Annotated in this window: 15 protein-coding genes; 6 read left to right on the forward strand and 9 right to left on the reverse strand. The window is 61.7% G+C overall.

Features of this window, described 5'->3' with window-relative positions:
- Window positions 1-39: 39 nt before the first annotated feature.
- The 4 genes from J8C01_RS05030 to J8C01_RS05045 form a co-directional block, all read right to left on the reverse strand.
- Complete coding sequence (locus J8C01_RS05030; RefSeq protein ID WP_211423065.1) at window positions 40-1,140, reverse strand: DegT/DnrJ/EryC1/StrS family aminotransferase; 1,101 nt, start codon at window positions 1,138-1,140, stop codon at window positions 40-42.
- A gap of 24 nt (window positions 1,141-1,164) precedes the next feature.
- Window positions 1,165-1,878 (reverse strand): glycosyltransferase family 2 protein, encoded by a 714-nt coding sequence (locus J8C01_RS05035; RefSeq protein WP_211423066.1) that lies wholly within the window; start codon window positions 1,876-1,878, stop codon window positions 1,165-1,167.
- A 13-nt stretch (window positions 1,879-1,891) separates the two neighbouring features.
- Window positions 1,892-2,467: an acyltransferase gene (locus J8C01_RS05040; RefSeq protein ID WP_211432595.1), complete on the reverse strand. Its 576-nt coding sequence runs from the start codon at window positions 2,465-2,467 to the stop codon at window positions 1,892-1,894.
- A 77-nt stretch (window positions 2,468-2,544) separates the two neighbouring features.
- Window positions 2,545-3,156, reverse strand: coding sequence for a hypothetical protein (locus tag J8C01_RS05045; RefSeq protein ID WP_211432596.1), 612 nt, complete (start codon window positions 3,154-3,156; stop codon window positions 2,545-2,547).
- Window positions 3,157-3,288: 132 nt separating this feature from the next.
- Here J8C01_RS05045 and J8C01_RS05050 point away from each other — a divergent pair, with 132 nt between their 5' ends.
- Complete coding sequence (locus tag J8C01_RS05050; RefSeq protein ID WP_249355486.1) at window positions 3,289-4,404, forward strand: TolB family protein; 1,116 nt, start codon at window positions 3,289-3,291, stop codon at window positions 4,402-4,404.
- A gap of 30 nt (window positions 4,405-4,434) precedes the next feature.
- Here the strand turns inward: J8C01_RS05050 and J8C01_RS05055 are convergent, their stop codons facing one another.
- Together J8C01_RS05055 and J8C01_RS05060 are read right to left on the reverse strand one after the other, a co-directional pair.
- Entirely contained in the window at window positions 4,435-5,661 is a 1,227-nt protein-coding gene (locus J8C01_RS05055) for a patatin-like phospholipase family protein (protein ID WP_211432597.1), read from the reverse strand.
- 103 nt (window positions 5,662-5,764) lie between these two features.
- On the reverse strand, window positions 5,765-6,430 hold the full coding sequence (locus J8C01_RS05060; RefSeq protein WP_014099533.1) for an FFLEELY motif protein: 666 nt from the start codon (window positions 6,428-6,430) through the stop codon (window positions 5,765-5,767).
- 26 nt (window positions 6,431-6,456) lie between these two features.
- Here J8C01_RS05060 and J8C01_RS05065 point away from each other — a divergent pair, with 26 nt between their 5' ends.
- On the forward strand, window positions 6,457-10,590 hold the full coding sequence (locus tag J8C01_RS05065; protein WP_211432598.1) for a two-component regulator propeller domain-containing protein: 4,134 nt from the start codon (window positions 6,457-6,459) through the stop codon (window positions 10,588-10,590).
- Between the two features lie 234 nt (window positions 10,591-10,824).
- Here the strand turns inward: J8C01_RS05065 and J8C01_RS05070 are convergent, their stop codons facing one another.
- The 3 genes from J8C01_RS05070 to J8C01_RS05080 all read right to left on the reverse strand — a co-directional run bounded on the left by J8C01_RS05070 (window position 10,825) and on the right by J8C01_RS05080 (window position 15,084).
- Window positions 10,825-11,934, reverse strand: a complete 1,110-nt coding sequence (locus J8C01_RS05070; RefSeq protein ID WP_211432599.1) for a hypothetical protein — start codon at window positions 11,932-11,934, stop codon at window positions 10,825-10,827.
- A gap of 61 nt (window positions 11,935-11,995) precedes the next feature.
- Entirely contained in the window at window positions 11,996-13,675 is a 1,680-nt protein-coding gene (bchB, locus tag J8C01_RS05075) for a ferredoxin:protochlorophyllide reductase (ATP-dependent) subunit B (protein ID WP_211432600.1), read from the reverse strand.
- 119 nt (window positions 13,676-13,794) lie between these two features.
- Window positions 13,795-15,084, reverse strand: coding sequence for a ferredoxin:protochlorophyllide reductase (ATP-dependent) subunit N (locus J8C01_RS05080; RefSeq protein WP_014099537.1), 1,290 nt, complete (start codon window positions 15,082-15,084; stop codon window positions 13,795-13,797).
- 232 nt (window positions 15,085-15,316) lie between these two features.
- Between J8C01_RS05080 and ruvA the strand changes: the two genes are divergently transcribed.
- From ruvA to J8C01_RS05100, 4 genes are all read left to right on the forward strand, one after another.
- Window positions 15,317-15,916, forward strand: coding sequence for a Holliday junction branch migration protein RuvA (gene ruvA, locus J8C01_RS05085; RefSeq protein WP_014099538.1), 600 nt, complete (start codon window positions 15,317-15,319; stop codon window positions 15,914-15,916).
- A 50-nt stretch (window positions 15,917-15,966) separates the two neighbouring features.
- Entirely contained in the window at window positions 15,967-16,449 is a 483-nt protein-coding gene (locus tag J8C01_RS05090; RefSeq protein ID WP_211432601.1) for a TlpA family protein disulfide reductase, read from the forward strand.
- Window positions 16,450-16,541: 92 nt separating this feature from the next.
- Entirely contained in the window at window positions 16,542-18,134 is a 1,593-nt protein-coding gene (locus J8C01_RS05095; RefSeq protein WP_228374075.1) for a phytoene desaturase family protein, read from the forward strand.
- Between the two features lie 179 nt (window positions 18,135-18,313).
- Window positions 18,314-19,711 (forward strand): spinster family MFS transporter, encoded by a 1,398-nt coding sequence (locus J8C01_RS05100; RefSeq protein WP_211432602.1) that lies wholly within the window; start codon window positions 18,314-18,316, stop codon window positions 19,709-19,711.
- The last annotated feature ends 33 nt before the right edge of the window (window positions 19,712-19,744 follow it).

The raw sequence follows: 19,744 nt of genomic DNA on the forward strand, positions 1-19,744 counted from the left end.
GCTATGAACACTGTTCGTCCGGGATGTTGCCGGGCCAGGTCAGGCGAAAAAGTCCTTCACCGCCTGGATGACGTAGTCCTGCTGCTCAGCCGTCAGTTCAGCGTACATCGGAAGCGACAGAATCTCATCCGAAAGCCGTTCGGTGATGGGAAATGCCCCGCGACCGTAACCCAGGTCGGCATACGCCGCCTGCAGGTGCATCGGTACGGGATAGTGGATGACCGTCGCAATGCCGCGCTGGTTGAGGTGTGTCTGGAGGGCGTCGCGCCGTTGCGTACGGATGACGTAGAGGTGAAAGACGTGATCGCCGGTGACAACGCGCGGAAGCTGCAAGTCCCCCACGCCTTCGAGCGCGTGCGTGTAGGCGGCCGCATGCGCCGCCCGGCGGGCATTCCAGGTATCGAGATGCCGGAGTTTCACGCCAAGTACGGCGGCTTGCAGCGTGTCGAGCCGCAGGTTGTATCCTTTGACGACGTGCTTGTACTTGACCTCCTGCCCGTAGTTGCGCAGGAAGCGGACTTTCTCAGCCAGTCCGGTGTCGTTGGTGACGAGTCCGCCGGCATCACCGTACGCGCCCAGATTCTTGCCGGGATAAAAACTGAAGCAGCCGGCATCGCCGAACGTGCCAACCCGCTGCCCCCGGTAGCGTGCGCCATGCGCCTGGGAAGCATCCTCGATGACGCGCAGATTGTGCTGCCGGGCAATGTCGAGAATGGGGGCCATATCGGCTGGTTGCCCGTAGAGGTGAACCGGCATGATGGCTTTCGTGCGGGGGGTGATGGCGGCTTCGATACGTGCCGGGTCAAGGTTGAAACTGGCTTCATCCACTTCGACGAGCACCGGACGCGCCCCAACGGCCGATACGGCCAGCGCCGAAGCAATGAAGGTGTGCGCCGGCACGATGACTTCATCCCCCGGGCCGATACCAAAGGCTTCCAGCGCAAGCTTGAGCGCATCCAGTCCGCTGGCCACCCCGACACAGTGCCGGGCGCCGACGTAATCGGCAAAGGCCTGCTCAAAATCACTCACTTCCTTGCCCAGAATGAAGTTGCACTGCCGCATGACGGTCAGTACGGCCGTGTCGAGTTCGTCTTTGAGCGACTGGTACTGCGCCTGTAGGTCAACGAAGGGAATCTGCATGCCCCGCCCCTTTCTGCTTTGCGGTTACTTTTTCAAACCCAGCCCCAGGTAAATGATGGGGCGAAGAATGCTCCACCAGCCGGTAAACGGCTTCATTTTGGTGTAGCCCAGTTCTTTTGGGGGATAAATCTTGGTGACGGGCACCTCTTTGAACCGGTAGCCCAGCCGGATGGCCTTGAACATGATGTAAGGCTCCAGCTCGTACTTGTCGAGCCAGTCCTGGTCAATGTCTATGCGCGGATCATCAAAAAGCGAAAGGCGGATGGCGCGAAAGCCGTTGGTGCTGTCGGTGACGCGCCGCCGTGCGGCCAGCGAAAACAGCAGCGGGTGGACGAAGCGCGTCGCCAGTTGGCGATACAGCGGCATGTTGCCGAAGTCGCCACCCGGCAGATAGCGTGACCCCTGCACAAAGTCATACCCTTCGTTGACAATCGGCTCGACCAGCCGGGGGATTTCGGCCGGGCGGTCCTTGTCGTTTCCGGCCAGAATGACGATGACATCGTAGCCCTGTTCGCGGGCGTAGCGAATCGCCGTGCGGATGGCGGCTCCGGCCCCTGACTGCCGCTCATGACGCAGATGAATCGCGCCCTTTTCACAGATGACCTGGGGCGTGCCGTCTGTCGAGGCGTCATCCACAACGGCAATGGCATCCACGACATTCGGCGGAAAACGGTCCAGGACGCGCCCGATTTTCTTTTCCTCGTTGAAGGCAATCGGTACGGCCAGCACCTTCAACATCCTCTGTGGTGCGTCAGACGATGCGGATGATGCCGCCTGGTGTTTGGCGGTATTGGTCGCCACATTCACGGCAGGTCGTTTCCTCTCCCTCAAAGGTCAAACGTGCGGCGCAGCGGCAGACCCAGCCGCGGACGGCGGCCGGATTGCCGAAACAGAGTGCGTGGGCCGGGATGTCTTTCGTGACCACGGAGCCGGCCCCGACCATGGCGTATTCGCCAATCCGTACCCGGCAGACAATCGTGGCATTGGCGCCAATCGTTGCCCCGCGCTCGATGTAGGTTGGATGACAGACCCAATCAGGCTTGCGGCTGCGTGGCAGCAAGTCGTTGGTCAGGGCCACGTTGGGACCCAGGAACACGTCGTCGCCGAGATGAACCCCTTCCCACACGGCGACGCCGTTTTTGATCGTGACGCGGTTGCCGACCACGGCGCCCGACTCGATGTAGCAGTGATCGCCAATGTTGCAGTCTTCGCCGATGACAGCGCCGGGAAGCACGTGGACAAACGCCCAGATGCGTGTCCCACGTCCGATGTGTTCGCTTTCGACCAGCGCCGTCGGGTGTTTGCGGTAGGGCAGGGCTTCGGTCATGTCGGTCAGTCCGGCAATACCAAGCTTGGATGGTGTTGGGCAATGCTACGCCAACGGTCTTCCACCTGCCAAGCCGGTCACGGTTTGCCTGAACCGACAGCAGGTGGCAGGCGCTCGAAGCGGTTGCCGGACCAACCGAGCCGGTAGCGTTCCCGTCCCGCGCCATCTTTGACCACAATCGTCGTCCCATAGCGCGGCAGCTCATACACGTGGCAGTCCGCCGCCTCGAAGTCCTCACAGCGGCGATAGTCGGGAATGAGGTTCCGGGTTACATCCACAAAGCCTCCCGGTTGCTCGTCCAGCAGCCAGCACTCTGACCCCATTTCGTAGTCGGCCGTGACGGCAATCAGGTACGTCCCATCGCTCCGGCGGAACTTGGCCACCGTGACCGTCGGCCGTGCGCCATCGCCGGCAATTTGCAAGTAGCCGTTGCGTTCGTCGCGGACGGTGACGTGCTCCGGGCGCAGCAGCGTCCGGCGGCGGGCGCGCGGCACACTGGGCAGGTAACTGTCAGGAATGGCCAGGAAATACTCATCCAGGGTGCGCCTTGTGGTCTGGCGCGGGACGCCGTTTTTCGGAGCGGCTTTCTGTCCGGTAACGTTCTGTCCGGCAGCGTCCGGCAACCAAAACCAGACACACAGCAGCAGCCCCACACCGGCAAGGCGTCGGGCCGGGAACCTTCGCGCCATTGTCCAAAACGTCTTCATCCAAAGCATAACCGGTCTTCCCGCATTGACTTGCCCAACCGGAAACCGTGAGGCGATGATAGATGATTCGGGTTGGAAAACGTTCAATACCTGCAAGGAGATTGACAGCCTTTGATGCACTCTGCCAAGCCCTGGACGGCCCTGTTCCAGCCGGTTCGATGGATGGCCGTCCTGTTCCTGTCGTTTCTGGCGATAACCTGGCCCGGCGCAGCCCAGCAGCCACGACTCGGTGAGCAAGGCTCACCAAAAAACTACCCGCCGCCCAGGCTCGACCCGCGTGAAACACACCTCGCCAACCTGCGCCAACTCACCTTCGGCGGCGAAAACGCCGAAGCCTACTTTTCCTTCGATGGCAAACAGCTTGTCTTTCAGTCCACCCGCGACGGCCGCGCCTGCGACCAGATTTACGTGATGGACGCGACCGGCGCGCGCCAGCGGATGGTCAGCACCGGTCTTGGGCGTACGACCTGCGCCTATTTTCTCCGCGACGGCCGGCATATCATCTATTCCTCCACACATTTGGCCCAGCGCGAGTGTCCGCCCCGGCCCGACTTCTCGCGCGGCTACGTATGGGCGCTCTACCCAGGCTACGACATTTTCAAGGCCAGCCTGGACGGGAAGCGTCTGGTACGTCTGACCGACGCGCCCGGCTACGACGCCGAAGCCACTGTGTCGCCCGACGGTAAGCACATCGTGTTTACTTCTGACCGCTCCGGCGATCTGGAGCTGTACATCATGGACACCGACGGCAAAAACCTCCGGCAGTTGACCCACACGCCCGGTTACGACGGCGGCGCGTTCTTTTCCCATGACGGGAAGCAGATCGTCTGGCGGGCCAGCCGGCCCGAAGGCGCAGAACTGGAGGAATACCGGGCGTTGCTCAGGGAGCATCTCATCCGTCCCTCCCGGCTCGATATTTACGTTATGAACGTGGACGGCTCGAACGTGCGCCGCCTGACCAACAACGGTAAGGCCAACTTTGCCCCGTTTTTCACGCCGGATGACCGGAAGGTGATTTTCTCGTCGAATATGGATGATCCGCAGGGGCGCAACTTCGAGCTGTATCTCGTCAACCTGGATGGCACCGGGCTGGAGCGCGTCACCTACGAGGAGACCTTCGATGGCTTTCCGATGTTTTCACCCGACGGGAAAAAACTGGTCTTCGCCTCGAACCGCAACGGACGGGCGCGCGGCGAGACCAACATCTTCATTGCCGACTGGATTCCATAAGCCGGCTGGCCCGACACCCGGCCCACTATCTCACGGCAGCCGGGCCGCCAGGGCATCGAGGGAAGCCTGGAGGCGTGATACGTCGCGGTCCGATCTGAACGCCGGTGCGCGCGGCGGCGCCGGACGGTGGACGGGAACCGAAAGCGGAATGCGTCGCCCCGGCCGAACCATCTGGATGCCGTGACGGGCAAAGATAGCACCGTATTCGTCGAAGTGTTCCGCCAGATGCGCCATGGCTGTGTCACAACCATGCTTGGCCATAGGGACACGCGCTTCGTAGTCCATGATGTTGTGGAAAAACATCCGGTAATCGTCCGTCCGTGGCTCGATGAGGATGATGTCCACATCCGGGTGCAGGCGTTTGTAGCGTTCCAGCCCCAGCTCGATGCGCGAGTGCAGCAAGACCCGCAGCATCTGCCACGCAATGTAGCCAAAGCCTTTTTCCCGCAAATAGCGCCCCTTACCCTCGAACAACGGGACGGCTTCCCGCTCGATGTCGTTCCGCAGGGGAACAACGGGGTTGATGCAGACGATGAGTTTCGCCCCCTTGGCAATGGCAATGTCGGCGTGCAGTGTTTTGCGCATGGCGCCATCCACGTAGTCGCGCCGTCCGATCCGCACCGGGCGGTAAAACAACGGGATGGCCGTCGAAGCCTGGACGGCTTTCGAGATGGGCACGTGATCGTGGCCTTCATCGCCAAAAACAATGCGGTCGCCGGTGTCCAGTTCCGTGGCGATGACGTAAAGCCGACGCCGCAGTTGGCGAAAGTCATTCGTGCGTCCCAGCCGGTGAAGACTGTGCCGCAGATAGCTTTCCACCCGGTCGTTGACAAAGATTCCCGAAGGCAGCACTTCGTCGAAGACACTCACATAAGGATTACCCCCGGCGACTTTGCGCAGCTTTTTGAAGGCGTTGAGCGCCAGCGTGCGCGGCAGCGCCAGCGCGCGCTCGAAAAACTCACCAAAGTTGGGGCGGAACACGTCCCACTTGGGGAAAGGCGCAAGAGGAGCACGCGGGTCCTGGCGCAGCGCGGCAAACATGGCTTCCGGCGTGATGCCATTGGCCAGAAACGAACCGACAAACGCCCCGGCCGACAGGCCGATGATCATGTCGAAGTCAGCGATGGTGAATCCTTCACCAAGGTACTGGTCGAGCGCGTGCAGGGCGCCAATCTCATAGACAACACCGGTAATACCGCCCCCGGCCAGGATGAGGGCGGTTTTGCTGCGGGCTGTGGGTGGCTTTGACTTGGGCATAGGTGAGAGAAGCGAAGGAAGTATCGTCCACGGCTTTGAGTTGGCAGCCGGTCAGCCGGCAGGGAACAGATTGCCGGCCAATCAATCCACGCCAACCTAACCGTCAGGACAACGCCACACGCTGGCTGTAGAAGTCGTAAATGCGGTTCAGGCGCTTGAGTTCACGCTCGTAAATCGTATCCGTGAACGGCTTGATGTTTTTGACCGGCCGCAGCGCCTGGTAGCCCCGTTCGAGCATGTCCACGATGCTGTCCTTCGATGAGCTGAACAGATGGGAGGTCATCCGGGCCGTTTTGAGAATCATCCCGATGAAGCGGTACTGGCAGAGATTGTGGGTAAAGTGAAAGCACTCCACGATGAGGTCAAGCTGCTCGATGCGCTCGTCGTAGTTGTTGCACCGGTAGTAGGCTTCATCGTACTGCTCCTGCGTAATGTTTTTCCTGACCCCCATCTTTTCCAGCGTCACCACCATGAGGTCGTCCATGGCATCGGACATTTCGTAGAGGTCAAGCAGGCGGATCAGACCGTGGAAGAGCCGCTCACCGAGCGCATTGCGGAAGTAACTCGAAATTTGCTCGAAACTGCGGTTGCGCTCCTCGAAGTCACGGGGGGCGTAGATGTCCTGAGCAAAGAACTCACACAGTTGCCCGTACTCCTGCGAGGTGTAGAGGTCGCTGAAGTTTCTTTTGAGTTGTTTGACTTGAAAATCCTGGAGTTCGCGCTTCAGAGCCAGGTTGATCTTGGGTTTCGCCGACGCTTTCTGGGGCATGGTTGTGGGGTGACAGAGGCAGAGTGATGAAAAGTGGGCGTGATAGTTCCATCACACAGTACGCAATTATACTTCGCCAGGGCAAAGCTGAAAGAGGGGGAATCGCTGGCTTTTCAGGCTGGATTGGTTGGCTCTGGCTCGGCCTGATTCTCGCCCTGCCGGGCGGACAGTTTGCAGCGCAGTCGCCACCGCCGGGCCCCGCCATTAGTGGCGTGGTGGTTGGTGAGTCCGGCACACCGCTGGCCGATGTCAAAGTGGTCTGTACCGGACCCACCGCGCCGTCAACCTCACTTCTGACGGCCGGAGATGGCAGGTTCACCTTTCCGCTCCCGCGTGTTGGCAAATACACCATTGTGGCAACGGCCAGCGGCTACCGTCCACAGACCCAGACCATCACCCTGAATCGTCTGGATGAAACTCCGGCCGACATCAAACTCCAGCTCTCACCCAGTTCCCTGCGCGTTCTGGTGCGGGATGAGCGGGCCGGTACGCCCATGGCCGGCGCCGTGGTGACAGCGCGGCTGCGGGAATCTTCCCGCCGGGAAGCCAGCGCCCTGCGTGCTCTGGAGAGCCGGCGGGGCGAATACTTCTTTGGGCGGATGGAAGCCGGCGTCTATGAGGTCACGGCGGTGGTGACAGGCTACGAAGCCAAAACGTCCGAGGTTGTTGTCACCGGTGAGCGGACGACGCTTGAAGTGACCCTCCTGCTTAGCCGGGTTTCGACCATTCCGCTTGGCATCCGCAGTCTGGACCGTTCCTTCGTCGCACCACGGTTGCCCTCCAACGACGTGCAGACGGTTTTCCCCGACCGTGACGGGAGTGTGTGGTTTGGCACGGCGGCCGGCGTGTGCCGTTTCGACGGGCAGCAGTTCTGGTCATCCGAAGCACCGGAGTCGCCTCTGTCTCCGCTGGCTGGAAAATCGGTAACGGCGCTGGCGCGGACGGCGGACGGCACTCTGTGGTTTGGGCTGCCAACCGGGCTGGCTGCCCTGAGGCCAACGTCAACGACTGCGATGGCCCTCAGTGAACCGGCCGTGGCCGTCACCTGTCTGCTGCCCGGTCCGTCCGAAGACCTGTGGGTGGGCACCGGGCAGGGCCTGTACCGCTACTGGCCGTCGCCGCCGCGCTGGGACTTCATCCGGGAAATCGGCAACACACGCATCCGCGCCTTACTGGCCGTTTCCGGCCGACTTGTGGCAGCTACCGACCGGGGATTGTTCCGGTGGCCGTCGGGACCGGGCTGGGAACCGGTGCTGCCCGCTGCCCAAGTCGGGGAACTTGCTGCGTATGGCCTGGCGGCTGATCCACAGTCGCTGACCGTGTGGTGCACTACGGCTGCCGGGCTTTATACTCTGACACCCGATGGCCAGCTTCTGCCGGTTTCCGGCTCTATGTTGCAGCGTCCACTGGGGGCCTGCCACGTGGATAGTGAGGGACATGTGTGGTGCGCCCGCGCCGATGGGCCCGGTGTGGTGGTCTATGACCCACGTCGCCAGGAAACTGCCGAAGTGCTGACCGACACCGAAGTGACCGCCGTGGCCGGCGATCCCGACCAGAATGTGTGGCTGGCCACCCGCAAGGGGGCGCTGCGGTACGATGCCTACAGTTTTGTCGTCTTTGATACCAGTCGCGGGCTGCCCGACAGTGACGTGCACGCCATGGCTCCGCGAGCCGAAGGTGGGCTGTGGGTTGGTACAGCGCGGGGGGTCTATGCCTTTGACGGGATTCGCTTCCAGCGCGTCCACCCTGAGTTGGACAAAATATCCGTGCGCGCGCTGCTGGCGGCAGAGAACCGTCTGTGGGTTGGGGCGGAAAACGGTCTCTGGCTGTGGGATGGAAGTACCGTCCGGGCTGTGATGGCCGGCGACAGCGCCTTTTCGCAGGTGCGCTCCCTGCTTCTGGATGCCGCGCGCCAGACACTCTGGGTGGCCACGGCCAAGGCCCTGTTCAAGGTGGACAGCCAGACCCTGAAACTCGACAGCGAGGCCATTCCACTGGATGGCGAAGTGCGGATGGCGCTGCTGTCACGTTCCGGCACGGTCTGGCTGGCGACGAACGATGGCGTGTATCGCTACGAGCCGGGGACAGCGGAACTCGTCGTCATTGGGACGACGCTGGGGCTGGAAAGCCTCGATGTGCGCGCCATCGTTGAGCAGCCCCAGTCCGGGCGCTTCTGGCTGGCGACCGGACGCGGTATCGAAACCTTCGATGGCGTCAGCTTCATTTCCGATGAATTCCGCGCGGCTGTGCAGGGCGGCGATGTCCAGACACTCTACGTCGAGCAGCATCCCTCCGGGGCCTTTCTATGGGTTGGGCTGGGCGACGGCAGCCTGCGCAAGTTCCTGCTCGATGGCGACGGTGTGGCCCAGACCTATCGGCGCGACCGCTATGACCTGGGCGGGCTGCGCTTCCGGGCCATGGTCGCAACCCCGGACGGCCACCTCTGGCTGGCAACTGATGCCGGTTTGGTCCGCCACCGTCCCAACGTGCGGGCGCCGGTCATTGACATCCGTCTGGAGGCCGATGGCGCCGAACTGCCGGGGACGGCCGAGGCTTCACTGCGCGCCGGTTTCCATCGGTTGAAGTTCCGTTTTACGGCCCTCAGCCAGGCCGGGCCCGTGACGTACTTTTACCGTCTGTCGGGCCGGGATGCGAAGTGGCGTATCCTTTCACCCGAACGGACTCCCCTGACAACGGCCGAGTATGCGGTCGCTGGACTTCCAGCCGGTGAACACATCTTTGAAGTCCGGGCGCTCAACCGGGACCTCTACGGGCAGCAGTCTCCGGTGCAGCGGTATGTCGTGCGGATTGACGCTCCGTTTTACCTCCGGGGATGGTTCTGGGCGCTCTGCGTTCTGGTGATGACCGGCGGCGGAACCGGCGTCTGGTTCGTCCAGCGCACGCGCAGCCGGGAGTACGTCCTGCCGCCGGCTCTGCGCCAGTTCACGCCCATCCAGCCCAATCCCTATGTCGTGGGCAACCCGATTCGCTCCCAGGCGATGTTTTTCGGGCGGGAAGATGACTTCCACTACGTTGCCCGCAAGCTCGAAGGCACCCCCCAGGGGCTGGTCATCGTGTTCTGCGGCGAGCGCCGGACGGGGAAAAGCTCCATCCTGTACCAGATGGCCAACGGCCGGTTAGGCGCGGCTTTTGTCCCGGTGTTCATTGACATGCAGGAAATGCTCGTTCAGGGCGACCGGGAGTTTTTCAGCCGGGTTGCCCGTCTCGTGGTCGAGGCGGTTGCCAAAGCGACGGCCACACCGGTCAGCCTGGCGGCCGACCCGCTCTTCACCTGGGCCGAAGGGATGGCGGTGGCAGCGACTGCCAGAGACAGCCAGGCGTCCGGCGGCAATATGTATGACCAGGTACGGGAGTTCATCGGGCGGGCCCTGCAGCAGATTGGCAACCGGCAGATGGTCTGGCTGGTGGATGAATACGAGCTGTTTGAGACCAAAATCGAAGAAGACAAGCTTTCACGCGACCTGCTGCCTTTTCTGGCCAGCCTGCTGGACCGTTACGAGCGCCTGTCGTTTGTTTTTACCGGCTCACGCCGTCTCGAAGAACGTGACAAGCGGTTGTGGCGTGATTTGTTGCGGCGCTCACTCTTTCGCAAAGTGTCCTACCTGACGCCGAACGACACCCGCCGGCTCATTACGGAGCCAGTCCGGGATCGTGTCGTGTATGGGCGGGGCGTTGTGGAGGCGATTGTCCGGCTGACCGCCGGGCAGCCTTTCTACACCCAGGTGATTTGTCAGAACATTGTGGACTTTCTCAATGAGCAGGAGCGCCACTATGTTCTGCGGGCCGATGTGCTGACCATCGTGGAGGAAGTCGTCAACAACCCGCTCCCCCAGATGATCTACTTCTGGGAGGCGCTGAGTGACGATGAAAAGCTCGTTCTGGCGCTCGTCGCTGATACGCTGGTGGATGAGCAGGACGTTGTTTCATCCACACGCCTGGCTGCACGGATTACAGAGTGCAGCTATCCCATGACACTTTCCGAGGCTACAATTCGTCTCACGCTCGAAGAACTTTTCCGCCGTGAGTTGTTGGAAAAATATGGCGCCGATGCCTTCGCCTATCGTGTGGATTTGCTGCGCCATTGGATTCGGCGCAGTCACAGCGTCTGGCAGGTGGTGGGTGAAGTCCGTTCGCGCTGACCGCAGTCGCAAACTTGAAACCTGGAAAACGCAGGCAGCCGGCACAGGCTTCCTGCGGGAAAGCGCACCACATCCGTACCAAGGCACCTGACCAAACGGCGCGACCGGCGGGGCGGATGGCCATCCACCTCGCTGGCCGCGTCCGAAGGGCTGTCGAAATGTCCGGCTTTCAGGCCGGGAAGAGGGTCAACGTTGGAGAGGGTTATGCACCGCCCTTTCAGGAAGATTGGCGGATCAGGAAGATTGGCGGAACTTGTCCATTGGAAAGTTGACGCCCAGCACAGAGGGGTCGCCATTGCACAGCGATTTGACGATGTACTCATAAAGGTAGTTTGATTCAGCACGCACCTGTGGGTCAGCCCGTTCCTCGTAGGTCTTGATGCTGCTGTCAAACTCCTTCTTGAGCAGGTCATAGAGATTTTTCTGGGCGATACCCTGCTCAATTTTCTGCGGGTTGTAGATTTTGATGTCACTGACAATGGTACGTGCCACACGCTGGGCGACCTTGTGCAGTTCTTCACTGGCTTTGAATTGTGTTGGTTGGGCCGGCTTGGGAGAACCGAGCGCCACAGTCTCTCCGCCAGGTGGGACAAAGTAGGCCGGGATTTCGGTTTCCTCGGTGGTCGGGGCCGGCGGGGTCGGATCGGGCGCGGCGTTGACATCAAACTCCGGTAGTTGTTGGGCGCGTTGCTGAGCCTCCAGCGCCCGGCGGGCTTCTTCCGCCCGGCGCTGTTCTTCGGCAGCTAGCCGAGCCGCCTCTTCTGCGCGGCGTTGTTCTTCGAGGCGGCGCTGCTCTTCGAGGCGGCGTTGTTCTTCGGCACGGCGGGCTTCTTCGGCAGCCCGGCGGGCTGCTTCTTCCGCCCGACGACGTTCTTCCTCAGCGCGGCGCTGTTCTTCGAGGCGGCGTTGCTCTTCGAGGCGGCGTTGTTCTTCGGCCAGGCGGGCCTCTTCGGCAGCCCGGCGGGCCGCTTCTTCCGCCCGACGACGTTCTTCCTCAGCGCGGCGCTGTTCTTCGAGGCGGCGCTGTTCTTCGAGGCGGCGCTGTTCTTCGAGGCGGCGCTGTTCTTCGAGCCGCCGTTGTTCTTCGGCCCGGCGGGCCTCTTCGGCACGGCGCTGTTCTTCAGCCGCCCGCTGAGCCGCTTCCGCCTGGCGCTGGGCCTCGGCTTCGCGCTGGGCGGCCGCCGCCCGGGCTGCGGCCTGACTGTCATCCGGGGCCGCAAGGGCTGGGGAAGCGATACCCGTCAACCCCAGCCCGGCGTCGTCGGTCTTTTTGCCTTTGAACACAAAGAACCACACGGCTGTGGCGACAACAGCGAGAACCACAATAGCAATCGCATAGTACATTACCGAACAGGCTCCTTAGGGTGTCTTTCGGTCGGTACGCATACAAGGCATTGGTGTCATCTCACTTGCGCGACAGCTCATCCCGCGTGGCATGAATCGTTTGGGGAAGAATTTCACGAAGGCCATGCTCACGCGCGTACTTTTCGGTGTTGTGCATCGCCTTCTTGCGAACGAAGAAGGGGATTTTCTTCAACTCTGCGAGCGCTTCATCCGTCCACCGTGGCTCACCTGACCATTCGCCACCGGGTGTTCCGGTGGCAGGGGTGGTGACAACAGCGGCCGCCGGTGTGGAAACCGCTGCCGGTGTGGAAGCCACAGCCGACGTTGTCCCACGCTGTTCAGTCCGTTGTTCCGCCCGGATGCTCTCATCCCGGCTCACGGGTGAGGGGGAAGGGGGCAGGTCTGGCAACCTTACAGCACCGAGTACCGAGTCATGTTCTACACCCGGCAATTCGCGGAACATATTGATCAAGTGCGATTCCAAACCAAGCGTCAATGTATGCGTTACCGCGTCGAAGATTACATTAGCCCCTTCCCAACCTGCAAATGGAGAATAGCGGGCAGGAAAATCCGTGACGTGGGCTGGACAACTGATGACCGTCGCTGGCAGTTCGTGCCGCCGGGCCGAGTGCCGCTCCATCTGGGTGCCTAGGACAATATCGGGCATCGCGTCGGCAATCCGGCGCTCCACTTCCTTGAAGTCATCCGAGTAAAAGCCGTTCCAGCCGCGCCGGGTGCATTCGTCGAGAAACGCCGGGGCATGTTCGTAAGAGAACGTGCCGACGGCCAGCGGGCGCATGCCGATTTCTTCTTCCATCATCCGCGCCACGGCCAGCGCGTGGGAAGCTACGCCAAAGACAAATGACCGCTTGGGTGTCAGGTAGTGGCTGTCGGCTGAGCGCGAGTACCACGGAACCCGGCTCATCGTTTCCGGGCGTGGATGGAAGTTGGCCGGGCGGCCACCCAGTTCCTCGACCTTGGCCTGCACCAGCTCAATGAATTCCTGCGTGGCCTGAATCCCAATCGGTGCGTGCACCAGGTAGGGTTGCCCAAAGCGGTTTTCGAGAACCCGGGCGGCGCGCAACCCGATTTCAGCGTAGGGCACGACATTGAACCAGGCCTGTCCAAGCCGCTGGAAGTCGGCCGCCGTGCCGCCAAAGGGAAGGGCGGCATTGACCCGTACCCCACACTGATTCAGAAGCTGTGTGATTTCACGCAGGTCATCCCGGTGGCGAAAGCCCAGGCTGGTGAGCCCCAGAATGTTGACTGTGGGTTCGGGCGTCCGCTCGCCCGTGCCGGTCGCCAGGTGTTCGACGAGGCCGGCAAAGGTCATATCCGCGCCCTGGTCTTCTTTTTCGCAGAAGGCATTGAGCTGCAAAAACAGCAGCTTGGCGTTGCACGTCGCCTGCATTCGGTTGAGCGCGCCGCCCACATCCTCCTTGAGCAGGTTGGATGTGCAGGTGGGGATGACTTGGATGACACGCGGTTTGTGTGTCCGCTCGACCTGTTCCACGACCGTCATCATCCGGTCCACGCCCGTCGTGGAGACTTCCTTCCGCCCGTAACTGACGTTCGTCACGCTTGGAAAGCCACACTGCCGGTCAATCATCGTAAACAGCACACTGGTGTAGGAATCACCACCGGGAGCGTGTAACACCGTGTGTACGCCGGGGATGGAGGTGCCGACCCGGCACGCGCCGACGTGGGCCGGGCCTTCGTATGTCCAATAGTGAAGTCGCATGCGTTTTTCTCCTGAGCAAAGTCAACCACGGGGTGATGTCTGGCCTGCCATCCGTCGGCTGTTCCCTGCGGGGGCAACGGCTGACAGGTTCGGGCAAGCCGGGTGAGACCGTCCGGCTGTCAGGCAGTGGCGCTACCAGCCCGGGCGGCATCCGTTGGCTGGCTGACGTACCAGCCGCGCTGGGCCATCAGATTCCCGCGCCGGATGGGCCGGGCGATGATTTCCGCCAGGTCTTTGGCGTGCCTGAAGCCGTGAATGGGCGTGAAGGTAAACTCGATGGACCATTTCGTGGGCAGCCCACGTGATTCAAACGGGTTGGCCAGCCCCAGCCCGCAGATGGTCAGGTCGGGCTTGAGAGCAATGACCCGTTCCGCCTGCGCGATGACATCGGGTTTTTCGTAAAGCGTCAGGCCTTCGGGCAGGCAGGCCACGTCCGCCGCCATGGCCTTGCGGTTGAAATAAGGCGTGGACAGTTCAACGATTTCGGCACCCATCTCACAGAGCAGGTTGGCAATGGGGAGTTCCAGCAGGTTGTCGCCGATGATGGCCACCCGTTTGCCGATGAGCAGTTCGCGTTCGGGGCCAATGCGTTCCCAAGCTTCGGCTTCGAGTGTGGCCAGGCTGGCCGGTGGTTCTTTCCCAAAGGCGCGGCAGATGGCCTCGTAAAACTGGCGGGTGGCAGTTGGCCCAATCGGAGTCCGGCAGGCAAGCACTTCCACGCCACGGCGCTTGAGGGCGTTCATCGTCATCGAGAGGTAGGGCTGCAAGGCCACGGCCACGGTGTTGGGGCCGATGGCAGGCAAGCGGCGGGGATCACGCGCCGGCAGCACGCCTCGCACGGGAATCTCCAGCGCCGCAAGCTGTTCGAGGATTTCATCCTCGACGAGATCGCCCACTGCGCCGACGAGCAGCAGTTCCCGTGGGGTTCCAGGGGCTTCTTCGGGGGAAATCGTCAGGAGTGCCTGCAAAACGCCATCTTCGCCCTGCGTGAAGGTGTGCTCCAGACCGGAAACCGGCGCAAACATCACCGGGCGCGCGTATTTCTGCGTCAGCATTTCCCCGATGTTTTGCAGGTCAACCTTGATGATCTCTGCCGGACACGTCCCCACGAGGAAGATAATTGTCGGGTTGTATTCCCGCACGATGTCGCCCACGATGCGGTCAAGTTCAAGGTGGGCAAAATCGGCCGTTTTGGCGGCAAGGTCACTTTCTTCAATGATGGCCGTGGCAAAGCGCGGCTCGGAAAAAATCATCACACTCAGGGCCGATTGCATGAAGTATTGACAGGTGTGACTGCCGACAATGAGAAAAAACGACCCGCGAATCTTGCGGTAGAGCCAGGCAATACAGCCCAGCGAGCAGAAGCCTTCAGCACAGCTCGCCTCGCGGATGACATTCAACGACGCCATAGGGGGATTCTCCAGAAAAAGGGTTGGTGCAGCTTGCGCCGCCACGATGCGGTACACCGGAAGGGTGCACAAAACACCTTGCACTCAACTTCGTTCATAAAAACACATTGCGCAACCCGGAAAGGAAGCAGGCTTCCGTATGCGCCGCGCGGCGGGAGGGCGTCGCCACCCGGCGCGCCAGGCTGCATCAGCCTTCCGGTGGCATCGGCGGCTTGCGGGAAGTACAGGGCTTGTGATTACGCATCTGACAGGGACATTGCTGGAGAAAAGCTCGGCATCGGTTGTGGTCGGAGTTGGCGGCATCGGTTTCAGCGTAGGGGTTTCGCTCTACACCTATGACCGTCTGCCGGAGGTCGGGAACACCGTGTCCCTGCACACTTACCTGCTCGTCCGCGAGGACGCCTTGTTGCTGTATGGTTTTTGTGACCGGATCGAACGGGAGTTCTTCCTGCGCCTGCTGGCCATTGCCGGCGTGGGCGCGCGGACGGCGCTGGCGGTGCTGTCCGGCTTCAGCCCGGCGGACCTGGCGCAGGTCATTCTTGCCGGTGATGGCCGACGGCTGTCCGGTGTGCCGGGTATCGGAAAGAAGATGGCTGAGCGTATTATCATTGAGTTGCGCGACAAGCTCCCGGATGTCCCGCTCCCCCACGTGGCTGTCCAGTCCCCAGCCAATGCTGACGAACCTCTCAGGCGGGATGTTGTTTCGGCGCTCATCAACTTCGGCTGGTCGCCGGCAGTCGTGGAAAAGGCCGTGGCGCAGACGCTGGCCGAGGAAACGAGCCGGGATTTGAGCTACCTCATCAAGCAGACCATGAAGCGACTCTACCGCTAGCTTTTCTGGAAAAGCCCCCCATATACCCTGGTTGGTCTTTGGCTGAACACGTGTCTGTAACAATACCCTCTCCTGCGCCGGCGTTTTCGCTCGATGATCACCATGGCCGGACTCACACCTACCAGTTTCCACGTCCGCTGGTGACGGTACTGTGCTTTGGTGACATGGTGAGCGCCTATCAGTTGGCAAGCTGGATCGAACCCCTGTACCTGAAGTTTCGGGATCAGATTGACATCATCGGCATTGCCGCGTTCCGGGGAGTGCCGGACATCTTCCGGGAACTGGTGCGCGTGAGTATTGAGAAGCTTTCCCCCAAGGAAGTGCTCATTGACTGGGATGGCGAGGTCTCCCGCGCCTATGGTCTCACCTTCGGGCAGTGCCGCGTTGTGGTTGTCGCGCCGGATGGAACGGTGGTGCAGGCCGTGAATGGGACAGCCACCCCCGCTACCTTCCGCCGGGTTACAGACAGCATTGCCGATGCGATGCAGGAGACGGCCGCCATCCAGTCGGCGTCTGACGAAGACCTTGCCTGACCAGGGCATGTGCCGGAAGGGAAGCGGACTTCACCCCCTGGTGATATATCTTGCGAACATGGCGTGCCGCAGTGTCCCGGAGCAACTGCGGTGTGATTGAACCTATGGCAGATACAGCAGCTTGCTATGATGTTGCCGTTGTCGGTGGCGGGCACAACGGTCTGGTCTGCGCCGCCTATCTGGCCAAGGCCGGACGTTCGGTTTTGGTGCTGGAGCGCCGCCCGGTTGTGGGTGGCGCCGTTTGTACGGAAGAAATCATTCCGGGTTACAAGTTCGACATCGGTTCCTCGGCGCACATCATGATTCATGGCACGCCGGTGATTGCCGAACTGGAACTGAGCAAGTACGGCCTCGAATACATCGAGATGGACCCGTGGGCCTTTTATCCAATCCTGGGGACGCCCCACGGCATTGCCTTTCACCGGGACATTGAGAAAACCTGCGCCAGTATTGCCCAAATTTCGCCGGCCGATGCCGAGCGGTACCGCAAGTTTGTGGCGCACTGGGGCGAACTCAACGATGCGATTTTTGAGGTGTTTCTGAATGCGCCGGACCCGCAGAAAATTCTCTGGACGGCGCTCAAGCGCAGTGTCACCAGTTTCCGGTCACGCAAAGCGTGGGGATCACTCGAAACGGCGCGGCAACTGATGGCACCCTACGGGCAGGTCATCCGGGAGACCTTCCAGAACGAGCATCTGCGGACGGCCATGCTCTGGTTGGCCGCACAGTCAGGGCCGGCACCAAGTGAAGTGGCCAGCGGGGATATGTTCGGCTGGAATGCCATGATTCACCAGACCGGCGCCAAACGCGCCAAGGGCGGCTCCGGAGCGTTGACGCAGGCGCTGGCGAAGTGTTTTCTCGCTCACGGCGGAACGTTACACCTTGAGGCGGAAGTGTCGGCCATTGCGCGTCTGGCCGACGGTACATTCAAAATCAAACTCGTTGGTGGTGAGGCTTTCCATGCGCGGCGGGTGGTAAGCGCCTGTCACGTGCAGACGACGTTCCTCAAGCTGCTGGAGGACTGCCCCACCGAACTCCGGCAGCGCGTCGCCAACATCCGGGTTGGCAACGGCTTTGGGATGATTGTGCGCCACGCTGTTGAGGAACTGCCCCAGTACGAGGGCATCACCAGTGATGAGCGCGGTGTGGCGGCCTGTCACAGCGCGTTGCAACTGTTGTGCCCGTCGGCGGCCTACCTGGAAAGCAGCTTTCGGGACTTCCTGCTGGGGCGTCCGCCGGAGCAGCCGAGCGTTGTGGCCATGACGTTCTCGGCCATTGACCCCACACTGGCCCCACCCGGCAAGCACACCCTGTTTACCTGGGCCCAGTATCACCCCTACGAGCTTTCCAACGGTGAGCAGTGGGATGACATTGCCGAGCGCGAGGCCGACAAAATCTACGAGGTCGTTTGCCGCTATGCGCCCAACATGCGCGGCAAGATCATCGGGCGCTACATTCAGACACCGGTGGAAATCGAGCGGAAGCTGGGGTTGTTGCGCGGCAATGTCATGCACGTCGAAATGTCGCTCGACCAGATGTTTTTCTTCCGCCCATTACCGGAACTGGCTTCCTACAAAACGCCGATTCCGGGGCTGTACCTGACGGGGGCGAGTACCCATCCCGGCGGTGGTGTCTTTGGGGCGAGCGGCTACAACACGGCGCGGGTGGTGTTGTCTGACCGGTGACGGGCCGCCCTGGCCATCCGGGCCAGGGCCACCCGCCACTCTCCCCCGCCACTCGCGACTCCCCACTCGCCACTCGCCACTCGCTACTCCCCCTGCCCGGTTGACTAGCCAACCGCAGGGCCGTCCTTATACCATCGCGCCGCACGTACCCATTTCATTGTGGACAATCCCGGTGACTTATGAGCACTGCTGCCCTGCCGCTGTCGTCAAGGCAAGCGACGACGTACGCCTATTTCGTGCTGGCGATGCTGACGTTGCTCAACCTGCTCAACTACATTGACCGGTATATCTTTTCGGCGCTGGTGCCGTACATCAAGGCGGACACCGGCTACACCGATGCACAACTGGGGCTGATCGGCAGTGCCTTCACCTGGGTCTATACGCTCTGCTCACCGCTTTTCGGCTACTTTGGCGATCGGTATCACCGGGGCCGTCTGATTGCCGTGGGAATTTTTGTGTGGAGTCTGGCTACGGCCGGGGCCGGACTGGCCCGCAGCCTGTGGCAGTTGCTCGTGGCACGGGCAGCAGTGGGGGTAGGGGAGGCCAACTACGCCACCATTGCTCCCAGTCTGCTGGCCGATTACTTCCCCAAAGCCCGGCGTGGGCTGGCGATGAGCATCTTTCAGGCGACAATTCCGATTGGCGCGGCGGCCGGCTTTGTTTTGGGCGGTTATCTCGGCGCACCGGATATGTTTGGCTGGCGCTGCGCCCTGCTGATTGTGGGCGTGCCGGGGTTGCTGGCAGCGCTTACGATGTTTTTCATCCGCGAGCCGCAGCGCGGCGTCATGGATGAGCCGCTGGCGCCGCCCACTCAGGCATTGCCCGGCGAGCCATCCCAACCGAAGGAGGTGGGCTGGCTCAAAGGCTACTGGCAATTGCTGGTGAACCGTGGCTACCTGCTGACCTGTCTGGGGTATGCCGGCGTGACGTTTGCGCTTGGGGCGCTGGTGTTCTGGGCCCCGGAGTGGATGAAAGCTGACAAGGGGCTGAGTGAAAAAGAAGCCAACCTGGTGCTGGGAATTTGTGCGGTCGTGGGTGGCACGCTGGGCAGTCTCATCGGCGGACTGCTCGGCGATGCCCTCAATCGGCGGTTGCGCGGTGTACGCGGCTACTTTCTCGTCTGCGCGGTCAGTGCTGGCTTGGCGAGTGTGCCGATGTTCATAGCACTGGTGGCTACAACGCCGCTTGTCTATCAGGTCTGTACATTTATCACGCTGCTTCTGGTGTATCTGGGAAACGGCCCGGCCAACACGCTGGTCGTCAGTCTCGTCGCGCCCAACCTGCGTACAACGGCAACTGGCCTTCTGGTCGTGGCGATTCACGTCTTCGGGGATGGCATTTCACTGGCACTGGTGGGGTGGATTTCGACCCATCTGCGGGAACTGGCACAGGCGGGGCAGTCACCGCCGGCTTTTGTCGTCACCCTGGCCACGCTCTGCGGGTTGTCACCGGCGGCCCAGACCCTTTCGGTCGCCCTGCTGCTGATGCCGGTGGCGCTGGTGGTTGCCGGCCTGCTGTACGGGCTGGGCACCATCACCCCGGAAGCCACCAGGGACAACCCCGCCTCGCCGGCCTAGCCGCTTGTGTCGGCTGACTGTCGTCAGATGAGT

The organism is Chloracidobacterium sp. D (genome assembly GCF_018304685.1).
Classification (GTDB): domain Bacteria; phylum Acidobacteriota; class Blastocatellia; order Chloracidobacteriales; family Chloracidobacteriaceae; genus Chloracidobacterium; species Chloracidobacterium thermophilum.